Genomic DNA, 12,700 nt, shown 5'->3' with positions numbered 1-12,700 from the left:
CAAAACCAGGCTATAATCACGCCTGGTTTTGTTTTTTGGGATGACGGTGTGACGCAGGCGCGAGAAGGCTTTTTACTGACCCGACACTGGCGGGATACGCCGCAGGGTACTGAAGTGGAATTCTGGCTAGCGACGGACGAGGGCCCGCTGAACGTCACGCTGCCGCCACAGGAGTCCGTGGCGTTTATCCCGGAACAGCACGTCGAAAAAACGCGCGAGGTGTTACGCGGGGAAAACGGCTGGCGCATCACGCCGCTTGAGCTGAACGATTTCCACCGCCAGCCCGTTTACGGGCTTTACTGCCGCGCCCATCGCCAGCTGATGCGATTTGAAAAGCTGCTGCGAGAAGCCGGGGTAACGCTGTACGAAGCGGATATTCGCCCGCCGGAGCGTTTTCTTATGGAGCGTTTTATTACCGCTCCCGTCTGGGTCGACGGCACGCCGCAGGGCGACAAACTGCTCAACGCCCGCCTCAAACCCAATCCCCACTACCGTCCGCCTCTGAAATGGGTGTCGCTGGATATCGAAACCACGCGCCACGGCGAACTGTATTGCATCGGCCTTGAAGGCTGCGGGCAGCGAATTGTCTATATGCTCGGGCCGCCAAACGGTGATGCGTCAGCCCTCGATTTTGAGCTGGAGTATGTCACCAGCCGCCCACAGCTGATTGAAAAGCTAAACCAGTGGTTTGCCATTCACGATCCTGATGTCCTGATTGGCTGGAATGTGGTGCAGTTTGACCTGCGCGTGCTGCAAAAGCATGCCGAGCGTTACCGTATTCCGCTGATGCTGGGCCGCGGCAACAGCGAGCTTGAGTGGCGCGAGCACGGTTTTAAGAATGGCGTGTTCTTCGCGCAGGCTAACGGGCGGGTGATTATCGACGGTATCGACGCGCTCAAATCCGCCTTCTGGAGTTTCTCCTCGTTTTCACTGGAAGCCGTCTCTCAGGAGCTGCTCGGTGAAGGGAAATCCATCGACAATCCCTGGGATCGGATGGATGAGATTGACCGGCGCTTCAATGAAGACAAACCGGCGCTCGCCACCTACAACCTGAAGGACTGCGAGCTGGTGACGCGGATTTTCCACAAAACGGAGATCATGCCGTTCCTGCTGGAGCGCGCGACCGTCAACGGCCTGGCGATCGATCGTCACGGCGGTTCCGTCGCTGCGTTCGGCCATCTGTATATTCCGCGCATGCACCGCGCGGGCTATGTCGCGCCAAATCTTGGCGAGGTCCCGCCTCAGGCCAGCCCTGGCGGCTATGTGATGGACTCCAGGCCTGGCCTGTATGACTCGGTCCTGGTGCTGGATTATAAAAGCCTCTATCCGTCGATCATTCGCACCTTTCTGATCGATCCCGTTGGCCTGGTCGAGGGGATGGCCCAGCCGGATGAGGCGCACAGCACCGAAGGATTTCTCGGCGCGCGTTTCTCGCGGGAAAAGCACTGCCTGCCTGAAATCGTCGGCCAAATCTGGCACGGGCGCGAGGAAGCTAAGCGTCAGCACAATAAACCGCTCTCTCAGGCGCTGAAGATCATCATGAACGCCTTTTATGGCGTGCTCGGCACCAGCGCCTGCCGGTTCTTCGACCCCCGTCTCGCCTCGTCGATCACCATACGCGGGCATGAAATCATGCGCCAGACCAAAGCGCTGGTGGAATCCCAGGGCTATGACGTGATTTACGGCGACACGGACTCAACGTTCGTCTGGCTGAAAGGCGCCCACAGCGAAGAGGACGCCGCGCAAATCGGCCAAAATCTGGTGGCGTTCGTCAACGACTGGTGGCGCAATCATTTGCAAAAAGAGCGGCTAACCAGCGCGTTAGAGCTGGAATTTGAAACCCATTTCAGCCGCTTTTTGATGCCGACAATTCGCGGTACCGAGCAGGGCAGCAAGAAGCGTTACGCCGGTTTGATTCAGGAGGGCGAGAGCCAGCGCATGGTGTTTAAAGGGCTGGAAACGGTGCGAACCGACTGGACGCCACTGGCGCAACAGTTCCAGCAAACGCTCTATCTGCGGGTGTTCCGCAACGAGCCGTATCAGGATTATGTCCGCGAGACTATCGCCAGCCTGCTGGCCGGTGAGCTGGACAGCCAGCTGGTCTACCGCAAGCGCCTGCGCCGCCCGCTGGCGGAGTATCAGCGCAATGTGCCGCCGCATGTTCGCGCCGCGCGGCTGGCCGATGAAGAGAACGTACGTCGCGGCCGCGCGCCGCAGTATCAAAATCGCGGCACCATTAAATACGTCTGGACCACCAGCGGCCCGGAACCGGTGGATTATCAGCACTCGCCGCTGGACTACGATCACTATCTGACGCGACAGCTTATGCCTGTCGCCGATGGAATTTTACCTTTTGTCGACGATGATTTTGCTACACTCATGACAGGGCAACTGGGGCTATTTTGACGCGTGACGAAAACGCCGCCATCCAGTACCATAGCGCCCTTTCCATTCCCGGACCCATTTTTCGATGGCCGTCACTTTGCGACGGTGGTCGAACTATTGCCTGCAATTAAAGATTAGAGCCAAACAACTATGCCTTTTACACTTGGTCAACGCTGGATCAGCGATACAGAAAGCGAGCTTGGATTAGGAACTGTGGTTGCGCTGGATGCGCGCATGGTCACTATCCTTTTCCCGGCAACGGGTGAAAACCGTCTGTATGCACGCAATGACTCCCCTGTTACCCGCGTCATGTTTAACCCGGGTGACACCGTTACCAGCCATGAAGGCTGGCAGCTGAAGATTGAAGACGTAAAAGAAGAGAACGGGATCCTCGCCTACATCGGTACGCGAGTCGACACGGAAGAAACAAATGTCATCCTGCGCGAAGTGCTGCTCGACAGCCGACTGGTCTTCAGCAAGCCGCAGGACCGTCTGTTTGCCGGTCAGATTGACCGCATGGACCGTTTTGCCCTGCGCTATCGCGCGCGTAAATTCCAGAGTGAACAGTACCGCATGCCGTGGAGCGGCCTGCGTGGTCAGCGTACCAGCCTGATCCCGCACCAGCTGAACATCGCCCACGACGTCGGCCGTCGCCATGCGCCGCGCGTGCTGCTGGCTGATGAAGTCGGCCTCGGTAAAACCATCGAAGCAGGGATGATCCTGCATCAACAGCTGCTCTCCGGCGCTGCCGAGCGCGTGCTGATCGTGGTGCCTGAAACCCTGCAACACCAGTGGCTGGTCGAGATGTTGCGCCGCTTCAACTTACGCTTCTCCCTGTTTGACGACGAGCGCTACGCGGAAGCCCAGCATGACGCCGATAATCCGTTCGAAACGGAACAGCTGGTGATCTGCTCTCTGGACTTCGTGCGCCGCAGCAAGCAGCGCCTTGAGCATCTGTGCGATGCCGAGTGGGATCTGATGGTCGTCGATGAAGCCCACCACCTGGTCTGGAGCGAAGATGCGCCCAGCCGTGAATATATGGCGATCGAACAGCTGGCCGAACGCGTGCCGGGTATCCTGCTGCTGACCGCTACGCCGGAGCAGCTGGGGCTGGAAAGCCACTTTGCGCGTCTGCGCTTGCTCGATCCTAACCGTTTCCACGATTTCTCTGTGTTTGTCGAAGAGCAGCAAAACTACCGCCCGGTTGCCGATGCGGTCGCCCTGCTGCTGGCTGGTAAGCACCTGTCCAACGATGAACTCAACACCCTGAGCGAGTTGATTGGCGAGCAGGATATTGAACCGCTGCTGCACGCCGCCAACAGCGACCGCGACGACGCGGAAACCGCGCGTCAGGAACTCGTTTCCATGTTAATGGACCGCCACGGCACCAGCCGCGTGCTATTCCGTAACACCCGTAACGGCGTGAAAGGTTTCCCGAAACGCGAGCTGCACACCATTAAGCTGCCGCTGCCGACACAGTATCAAACCGCGATTAAAGTCTCTGGCATCATGGGGGCGCGCAAAAGTGCTGAAGAGCGCGCGCGCGATATGCTCTATCCGGAACAGATTTATCAGGAATTTGAAGGCGATACCGGCACCTGGTGGAACTTCGATCCACGCGTCGAATGGCTGATGGGCTATCTGACCGCTCACCGCTCGCAGAAAGTGCTGGTGATTTGCGCCAAAGCGGCCACCGCGCTGCAGCTGGAGCAAGTCCTGCGCGAGCGCGAAGGTATCCGCGCTGCCGTGTTCCACGAAGGGATGTCGATCATCGAACGCGACCGCGCGGCGGCCTGGTTTGGTGAAGAGGACAGCGGCGCGCAGGTGCTGCTCTGCTCCGAAATCGGCTCCGAGGGCCGTAACTTCCAGTTCGCCAGCCATCTGGTGATGTTCGATCTGCCGTTTAACCCGGACCTGCTGGAGCAGCGTATTGGCCGTCTGGACCGTATCGGCCAGGCTCATGATATTCAGATCCACGTTCCGTTCCTGGAAAAAACTGCCCAGTCGGTGCTGGTGCGTTGGTTCCACGAAGGTCTGGACGCGTTTGAACACACCTGCCCGACCGGTCGCACCATTTACGATCAGGTGCACAGCGATCTGATCGGTTATCTGGCGGCACCGGAAGAGACCGAGGGCTTTGACGATCTGATCAAATCCTGTCGCGAAAAGCACGATGCGCTGAAACTGCAGCTGGAGCAGGGGCGTGACCGTCTGCTGGAGATCCACTCCAACGGTGGCGAGAAAGCGCAGCAGCTTGCCGAAAGCATCGAAGAGCAGGACGACGACACCAGCCTGATCAGCTTCGCGATGAACCTGTTTGATATCGTTGGTATCAACCAGGACGATCGCGGCGAGAACATGATTGTGCTGACGCCGTCCGATCATATGCTGGTCCCGGATTTCCCTGGCCTGCCGGAAGATGGCTGCACCATCACCTTTGAGCGTGACGTAGCCCTTTCCCGCGAAGATGCGCAGTTCATTACCTGGGAACACCCGCTTATCCGCAACGGTCTGGATTTGATTCTGTCCGGCGATACCGGCAGCAGCACCATTTCCCTGTTGAAAAACAAAGCGCTGCCCGTTGGGACGCTGCTGCTTGAGCTGATCTACGTGGTTGAGGCGCAAGCGCCGAAACAGCTGCAGCTCAACCGTTTCCTGCCCGCCACTCCGGTGCGTCTGATGCTCGACAAAAATGGCACTAACCTCGCCGCGCAGGTCGAGTTTGAGAGCTTTAACCGCCAGCTAAGCGCCGTTAACCGCCACACGGGCAGCAAACTGGTGAATGCGGTCCAGCAGGATGTGCATGCCATTTTGCAGCAGGGTGAAGCGCAGATTGAGAAAGCCGCGCGCGCACTGATTGATGCGGCTCGCAGCGAAGCAGACGAAAAACTCTCTGCCGAGCTGTCGCGTCTGGAAGCGTTACGCGCGGTGAATCCAAACATCCGTGACGACGAGCTTGCTGCGATTGAGAGCAACCGTGAGCAGGTGCTGGAAAGCCTGGATCAGGCGAGCTGGCGACTGGATGCGCTGCGTCTGATCGTTGTGACGCATCAGTAAACGGAGCGCGACATGATCATGGAGACCTACAATCCGCCGATGGACCCATGGCTGGTCATTCTGTATCAGGATGACCACATTATGGTGGTCAACAAGCCCAGCGGCCTGTTGTCCGTGCCGGGACGTCTGGAGGAGCACAAAGACAGCGTGATGACGCGCGTACAGCGCGATTATCCGCAGGCAGAATCCGTGCATCGCCTGGATATGGCGACCAGCGGCGTGATTGTGGTGGCTCTGACGAAAGCGGCTGAGCGCGAGTTAAAGCGCCAGTTCCGCGATCGTGAACCGAAGAAACAGTATGTCGCGCGCATCTGGGGACACCCGGAAAAGGCGGAAGGTCTGGTGGATTTACCGCTGATTTGCGACTGGCCGAACCGGCCTAAGCAAAAAGTCTGTTTTGAAACCGGCAAGGCGGCGCAGACCGAGTATGAGGTGCTGGAATACGCTGCGGATAACACCGCGCGTATTCTGCTCAAACCGATTACTGGCCGTTCGCATCAGCTGCGCGTGCATATGCTGGCGCTGGGCCATCCGATTCTGGGAGACCGTTTTTACGCCACCCCGGAAGCGCTCGCGATGGCGCCGCGTCTGCAATTACACGCTCAGATGCTGACGATAACGCATCCGGAATTCGGCAATTTGATGACGTTTAAAGCCCCTGCCGATTTTTAACGTAGTGCCCGGCGGGTGCCGGGCTTACGCTTATTTAAAGCCCTTCTGCTCTTTAATGAGCTCGTACGCTTTCTGAATTTCCTGCGCTTTCTGCTTCGCCATTTCCATCATCTCCGGCGGTAACCCTTTCGCCACCAGTTTATCCGGATGATGTTCGCTCATCAGCTTGCGATAGGCGCGTTTAATGGTGGTCGCATCGTCGGTGGCTTTCACGCCCAGTACGTTACACGCATCTTCCAGCGTCGGGCCGCGCTGTGCCTGCTGCCAGCCACCGCCAGCAGACTGCTGCTGGTGTTGATAGCCGCCACCAAATTGCGCGCCGCCCTGCATCATGCGCAGGAACTGGTCGAACTGCATGCGGGAGATACCCAGCTCTTCGGCAATCACGTACAACACGTCGCGTTCGTTAGGGTGCAGTGACCCATCCGCAAACGCCGCCTGAATCTGGATTTCCAGAAACATCCGAATTAAATCAAAGCGTCCGAAACAGATGCTGCGGAACTGGCGCATTTTCTCGCGCAGCGGATAGTTATCCGCTTTACCGATGCGAAACGCATTTTGTGCCGCCACGCGGGACTCGCCGTGCAGGCTCATGCGATCCATAAATACGCTGGCAATTTGAATGTCTGCTTCGGTGACGCGTCCCTTCGATTTGGTTAAATGCCCCATCACCTCAAAGGTGGTCGCAAAAAAGAGCGCCTGACGCTCGCGCTGGTTGGCAAACCAGGCCATTTTACGACTGCGCGCCTTATCGAACATATGCCCGATAATCAGGCCCAAAACGATGCCCCAAAACCCTGCGCCCATCAACAAAGCGAATGCGACGCCAATAATTTTACCCCAATACTGCATAGACTCCCCGTATGGTCATAGTCCTGATTCGACGCAACTCCATCATCTCAGTGGTCGAGCCACGGTCAATTGAGGGACATCGCCTATAATTTGCATTATCATACTCGTCATTCGATAGCGAGCCTAACACTCTGACTCGTAAACGGGCAGGATTAACGCTGGCACTGCGCAGATGAGTAAGATAGTCTCTGAGCGTTTGTAAGCCGTAGCCACTGATGACGGAACACTAAATATAACGTATGAAAAAACGTATCCCCACCCTCCTGGCCACCATGATCGCCGCCGCTCTGTACAGTCAACAGGGCATGGCTGCCGATCTCGCCTCACAGTGTAAGCTTGGCATCCCAAGCTATGATCGCCCATTGGTGCAGGGTGATACCAATAGCTTGCCCGTCACGATTAATGCCGACCATGCCGGTGGCAATTATCCGGATAACGCGACATTTACGGGCAATGTCGATATTAATCAGGGCAACAGCCGTCTGCGGGCGGACGAAGTCCAGCTGCATCAAAAGCAGCCTGAGGGCGCGGCAGAGCCGGTTCGCACAGTCGATGCTCTGGGCAATGTGCACTATGACGACAATCAGGTCATCCTGAAAGGTCCGAAAGGCTGGGCAAACCTGAATACCAAAGATACCAACGTCTGGGAAGGTGATTACCAGATGGTGGGTCGCCAGGGACGCGGTAAAGCAGATCTGATGAAACAGCGCGGTGAAAACCGCTATACCATTCTGGAGAATGGCTCCTTTACCTCTTGTCTGCCGGGTTCTGACACCTGGAGCGTCGTCGGTAGCGAAGTGATCCACGACCGCGAAGAGCAAGTGGCGGAAATCTGGAATGCGCGCTTTAAACTCGGCCCGGTACCGGTGTTTTATAGCCCCTACTTGCAGTTGCCGGTCGGCGATAAGCGTCGTTCAGGCTTCCTGATCCCGAACGCGAAGTACAGCACCACGAACTATTTTGAGTTCTACCTGCCGTATTACTGGAACATCGCGCCGAACATGGACGCCACGATTACGCCGCACTATATCCATAAGCGCGGCAATATCATGTGGGAAAACGAGTTCCGTTACCTGACTAAAGCGGGTACAGGTCTGATGGAGCTGGATTACTTGCCATCGGATAAAGTGTTTAACGATGAGCACCCGACAGAGGGCGATCGTCACCGCTGGTTATACTACTGGCAGCATGCCGGTGTGATGGATCAGGTCTGGCGTTTCAACGTCGACTACACCAAAGTCAGCGATCCTTATTACTTTAACGATTTCGATTCCAAGTACGGCTCAAGTACCGATGGCTACGCGACGCAGAAATTCAGCGTCGGTTACGCGAATCAGAACTTCAACGCCACGGTTTCTACCAAGAAGTTCCAGGTCTTTAGCTCTCAGACAGCCAGTACCTATGGCGCTGAGCCACAGCTGGACGTGAACTGGACGCAGAATGACGTCGGTCCGTTTGATACCCGCGTTTATGCTCAGGCCGTCCACTTCGTGAACACCAATTCCGATATGCCGGAAGCGACGCGCGTCCACCTTGAGCCGACCATTAATCTGCCGCTCTCTAACGACTGGGCTAGCCTCAATACCGAAGCCAAGATGATGGCTACCCACTATCAGCAGAAGAATCTGGACTGGTACAACAATCGCTACAATACCGATCTCGAAGAGTCCGTTAACCGTGTGCTGCCACAGTTTAAAATGGACGGTAAGCTGATTTTCGAACGTGATATGAACCTGGCGAGCGGCTATACCCAAACGCTGGAACCGCGCATGCAGTACCTGTATGTGCCGTATCGCGATCAGAGCAAAATCCAGAACTACGACTCCTCTTTCCTCCAGTCCGACTACAGCGGCCTGTTCCGCGATCGTACCTATGGCGGACTTGACCGTATTGCTTCCGCGAACCAGGTAACGACCGGCGTCACGACTCGCGTATATGATGACGCTGCGGTTGAACGTTTTAACGTTTCTGTTGGTCAAATCTACTACTTCACTGAAGCACGTACCGGTGATGACGACATTAACTGGGAGAAAGACAATAAAACGGGTGCCCTGGTGTGGGCCGGTGATACCTACTGGCGCATGACCGATCGTTGGGGTCTGCGCGGTGGCCTGCAGTACGATACACGTCTGGATAACGTCGCCACCAGCAGCGCAAGCGTTGAGTATCGTCGTGATGAAGACCGGATGGTGCAGTTGACTTACCGTTACGCCAGCCCGGAATATATTCAGGCGACACTGCCAAACTACGCCAACGTCGAGCAGTATAAAGACGGTATTTCCCAGGTGGGTGGGGCCGCAAGTTGGCCGATAGCCGATCGCTGGTCCATTGTGGGCGCCTACTACTTTGACACGAACACCAGCAAGCCTGCGGATCAGATGGTTGGCTTGCAATATAACTCCTGCTGTTATGCGCTTCGCGTAGGCTACGAGCGCAAACTTAACGGCTGGAATACCGACAATAATCAGAGCAAATACGATAACGTCATTGGCTTCAATGTCGAATTGCGCGGCCTGAGTTCCAACTACGGCCTGGGCACGCAGCAGATGCTGCGCTCGAACATTCTGCCATATCGTAGTTCCTTGTAATGTGCTTGATTTACAACGCCATCCGCTTTGCGGTTAATTGAAATGGAAAAAGTATGAAGAACTGGAAAACGCTGCTGCTCGGTATCGCTATGGTTGCGAACACCAGCTTTGCCGCGCCACAGGTTGTTGATAAAGTCGCCGCCGTGGTGAACAACGGTGTAGTACTTGAAAGCGACGTAAATGGCTTGATGCAATCTGTGAAGCTCAATTCGGGTGAAGCAGGTCAGCAACTTCCAGATGACGCGACGCTGCGTCATCAGATCCTCGAGCGTTTGATCATGGATCAGATCGTGCTGCAGATGGGTCAGAAAATGGGTGTGAAGGTGACCGATCAGCAGCTTGATGAAGCGATCGCCAATATTTCTAAGCAAAACAACATGACCCTCGATCAGATGCGCAGCCGTCTGGCCTACGATGGGATCAGCTATGCGACCTACCGCAACCAGATCCGCAAAGAGATGCTGATCTCTGAAGTGCGCAACAACGAAGTGCGTCGCCGCGTATCGATCCTGCCGCAGGAAGTGGATCAACTGGCGAAGCAGGTGGGCAACCAGAACGATGCCAGCACCGAACTGAACCTGAGCCACATCCTGATTCCACTGCCGGAAAACCCGACTTCCGATCAGGCTGCTGAAGCGGAAAGCCAGGCACGTTCTATCGTGGATCAGGCGCGTAACGGCGGTGACTTCGGCAAACTGGCGATCAGCTACTCTGCTGACCAGCAGGCGCTGAAAGGCGGCCAGATGGGCTGGGGTCGTATTCAGGAGCTGCCGTCTATCTTTGCGCAGGCGCTGAGCACCGCGAAGAAAGGCGATGTCATCGGACCTATCCGTTCCGGAGTCGGCTTCCACATTCTGAAAGTGAACGATATGCGCGGTCAGAGCCAGAGTATTTCCGTCACGGAAGTGCATGCTCGCCACATCCTGGTTAAACCGTCACCGATTATGACCGACGACCAGGCGCGCGTGAAACTGGAGCAGATTGCTGCCGATATTAAGAGCGGTAAAACCTCCTTCGCCAATGCGGCGAAAGAGTTTTCTCAGGATCCCGGTTCTGCGAATCAGGGCGGCGATCTGGGCTGGGCGGCTGCGGATATCTACGATCCTGCCTTCCGCGATGCGCTGATGAAGCTGAACAAAGGCCAGATGAGCGCCCCGGTTCACTCCTCCTTCGGCTGGCACTTAATCGAACTGATGGATACCCGCAACGTGGATAAAACCGACGCGGCCCAGAAAGACAGAGCCTACCGTATGCTGTTCAACCGTAAATTCTCTGAAGAAGCGGCGACCTGGATGCAGGAACAACGCGCCAGCGCTTACGTGAAAATACTGAGCAACTAATGAAACAACATCGTGTTGTTATCACTCCCGGCGAACCCGCCGGGATTGGTCCTGACCTCGTCGTCCAGCTTGCACAACAGAGCTGGCCGGTGGAACTGGTCGTCTGTGCTGATGCAACACTGTTAAAAGACCGGGCTGAATGGCTCGGTCTGCCTTTAACGCTCCTGCCTTACGACGCCAGCCAAACGCCTGTTCCACAACAGGCGGGTACTTTAACACTTCTCCCTATTGATCTTCGTGCCCCAGCGCAGCCAGGCCTGCTCAACACCGAAAACGGTCACTACGTTGTCGATACGCTGGCGCGCGCCTGTGATGGTTGCCTGAGCGGTGAATTTGCCGCGTTGATTACCGGTCCGGTACATAAGGGCGTGATTAACGATGCGGGTGTGCCGTTTACTGGCCACACGGAATTCTTTGAAGCGCGCTCCCACAGCGACAATGTGGTCATGATGCTGGCGACGGAGGAGTTGCGCGTCGCACTGGTGACGACCCATTTGCCGCTGAAAGCCATTGCAGAGGCGATCACACCTGATCTGCTGCGCGACATCATCACCATATTGCATCACGATCTGCAAACCAAATTCGGTATCAAAGCGCCGCATATTCTGGTTTGTGGGCTGAATCCCCACGCGGGTGAAGGCGGGCATATGGGCACGGAAGAGATCGAAACCATCATTCCGGTGCTGGAAGAGATGCGCGCCAAAGGGATGAATCTCAGCGGGCCGCTACCGGCTGATACCCTTTTCCAGGCTAAATATCTTGATAGTGCCGATGCTGTGCTCGCGATGTACCACGATCAGGGCCTGCCCGTGCTAAAATACCAGGGATTTGGCCGCGCCGTGAACATCACGCTCGGTTTACCCTTTATTCGAACGTCCGTTGACCATGGTACTGCGCTGGATCTGGCAGGAAAAGGCCAAGCGGATGTCGGCAGTTTTATTACGGCGCTTAATCTCGCCATCAAAATGATTGTTAATACTCAATGAATACTAGAGTCCATCAGGGCCACTTAGCCCGCAAACGCTTCGGGCAAAACTTCCTTAACGATCAATTCGTTATCGAAAGCATCGTTTCCGCCATTAATCCACAAAAAGGCCAGGCGATGGTCGAAATCGGTCCGGGCCTTGCCGCGCTGACCGAGCCGGTGGGTGAACGCCTCGACGAAATGACGGTTATCGAGCTGGACCGCGATCTGGCGGCCCGTCTGCAAACGCATCCATTCCTCGGTCCTAAGCTGACGATTTACCAGCAGGACGCCATGACCATGAACTTCGCCGAGCTGTCCGAGAAGCTGGGCCAGCCGCTGCGCGTGTTCGGCAACCTGCCGTATAACATCTCTACGCCGCTGATGTTCCATCTGTTTAGCTATACTGATGCCATTGCAGACATGCACTTCATGCTGCAAAAAGAGGTCGTCAACCGACTGGTTGCAGGGCCGAACAGTAAAGCGTATGGTCGATTGAGCGTAATGGCGCAATACTATTGCCAGATTATCCCGGTACTCGAAGTGCCACCGACCGCCTTTACCCCGGCGCCAAAAGTGGAATCTGCGGTAGTGCGTCTGGTCCCCCATGCCGTGATGCCGTACCCGGTCAAAGAGCTGCGCGTACTGAGCCGCATCACCACGGAGGCCTTTAACCAGCGCCGTAAAACGATTCGTAACAGCCTGGGTAACTCGTTTACCGTTGAGGTGTTGACCGAATTAGGTATCGATCCGGCGATGCGTGCGGAAAATATTTCCGTTGAGCAGTACTGTAAGTTGGCTAATTACATCAGCGACAACGCACCGCCAAAGGAGAGCTAAGC

The 12,700-nt window shown here is 56.1% G+C and carries 8 protein-coding genes; 7 read left to right on the top strand and 1 reads right to left on the bottom strand.

Annotated elements, in window-relative coordinates; genetic code table 11:
• The first annotated feature begins 48 nt into the window (after nt 1-48).
• The 3 genes from polB to rluA all read left to right on the top strand — a co-directional run bounded on the left by polB (nt 49) and on the right by rluA (nt 6,114).
• Nucleotides 49-2,406 (top strand): DNA polymerase II, encoded by a 2,358-nt coding sequence (gene polB, locus ACB496_RS03435; protein WP_371974442.1) that lies wholly within the window; start codon nt 49-51, stop codon nt 2,404-2,406.
• A 129-nt stretch (nt 2,407-2,535) separates the two neighbouring features.
• Entirely contained in the window at nt 2,536-5,442 is a 2,907-nt protein-coding gene (gene rapA, locus ACB496_RS03430) for an RNA polymerase-associated protein RapA (RefSeq protein WP_107702271.1), read from the top strand.
• Nucleotides 5,443-5,454: 12 nt separating this feature from the next.
• Nucleotides 5,455-6,114, top strand: coding sequence for a bifunctional tRNA pseudouridine(32) synthase/23S rRNA pseudouridine(746) synthase RluA (gene rluA, locus ACB496_RS03425; protein WP_371974440.1), 660 nt, complete (start codon nt 5,455-5,457; stop codon nt 6,112-6,114).
• A gap of 30 nt (nt 6,115-6,144) precedes the next feature.
• On the opposite strand, the gene djlA is transcribed toward rluA, so the two are convergent.
• The gene (gene djlA / locus ACB496_RS03420) at nt 6,145-6,966 is read right to left on the bottom strand and encodes a co-chaperone DjlA (protein ID WP_100777669.1); all 822 of its coding nucleotides are present in this window, start codon (nt 6,964-6,966) and stop codon (nt 6,145-6,147) included.
• A 239-nt stretch (nt 6,967-7,205) separates the two neighbouring features.
• On the opposite strand from djlA, the gene lptD reads away from it, so the two are divergent.
• Genes lptD through rsmA form a run of 4 tightly spaced genes read left to right on the top strand, consistent with a single transcriptional unit; the run spans nt 7,206 to nt 12,698 of the window.
• Nucleotides 7,206-9,554 carry an LPS assembly protein LptD gene (gene lptD, locus ACB496_RS03415; protein ID WP_231276725.1) on the top strand — a complete coding sequence of 783 codons (2,349 nt, stop codon included), beginning with the start codon at nt 7,206-7,208 and terminating at the stop codon, nt 9,552-9,554.
• 53 nt (nt 9,555-9,607) lie between these two features.
• Nucleotides 9,608-10,894 carry a peptidylprolyl isomerase SurA gene (gene surA / locus ACB496_RS03410; protein ID WP_371974438.1) on the top strand — a complete coding sequence of 429 codons (1,287 nt, stop codon included), beginning with the start codon at nt 9,608-9,610 and terminating at the stop codon, nt 10,892-10,894.
• Nucleotides 10,894-11,880 (top strand): 4-hydroxythreonine-4-phosphate dehydrogenase PdxA, encoded by a 987-nt coding sequence (gene pdxA / locus ACB496_RS03405; protein ID WP_107702273.1) that lies wholly within the window; start codon nt 10,894-10,896, stop codon nt 11,878-11,880. Before surA ends, pdxA begins: the two co-directional genes overlap by 1 nt.
• Nucleotides 11,877-12,698: a 16S rRNA (adenine(1518)-N(6)/adenine(1519)-N(6))-dimethyltransferase RsmA gene (gene rsmA, locus ACB496_RS03400; protein WP_100777673.1), complete on the top strand. Its 822-nt coding sequence runs from the start codon at nt 11,877-11,879 to the stop codon at nt 12,696-12,698. The genes pdxA and rsmA overlap by 4 nt, the downstream gene beginning before the upstream one ends.
• The last annotated feature ends 2 nt before the right edge of the window (nt 12,699-12,700 follow it).

The sequence above is a fragment of the Lelliottia nimipressuralis genome, from assembly GCF_041464075.1.
GTDB lineage: Bacteria > Pseudomonadota > Gammaproteobacteria > Enterobacterales > Enterobacteriaceae > Enterobacter > Enterobacter nimipressuralis.
This window is presented reverse-complemented; position numbering and strand designations above follow the sequence as displayed.

Coding starts and splice junctions, on each gene's coding strand:
- rapA (WP_107702271.1), top strand. CDS start 2,536: ATGCCTTTTACACTTGGTCAACGCTGGATCAGCGATACAGAAAGCGAG.
- rluA (WP_371974440.1), top strand. CDS start 5,455: ATGATCATGGAGACCTACAATCCGCCGATGGACCCATGGCTGGTCATT.
- djlA (WP_100777669.1), bottom strand. CDS start 6,966: ATGCAGTATTGGGGTAAAATTATTGGCGTCGCATTCGCTTTGTTGATG.
- lptD (WP_231276725.1), top strand. CDS start 7,206: ATGAAAAAACGTATCCCCACCCTCCTGGCCACCATGATCGCCGCCGCT.
- surA (WP_371974438.1), top strand. CDS start 9,608: ATGAAGAACTGGAAAACGCTGCTGCTCGGTATCGCTATGGTTGCGAAC.
- pdxA (WP_107702273.1), top strand. CDS start 10,894: ATGAAACAACATCGTGTTGTTATCACTCCCGGCGAACCCGCCGGGATT.
- rsmA (WP_100777673.1), top strand. CDS start 11,877: ATGAATACTAGAGTCCATCAGGGCCACTTAGCCCGCAAACGCTTCGGG.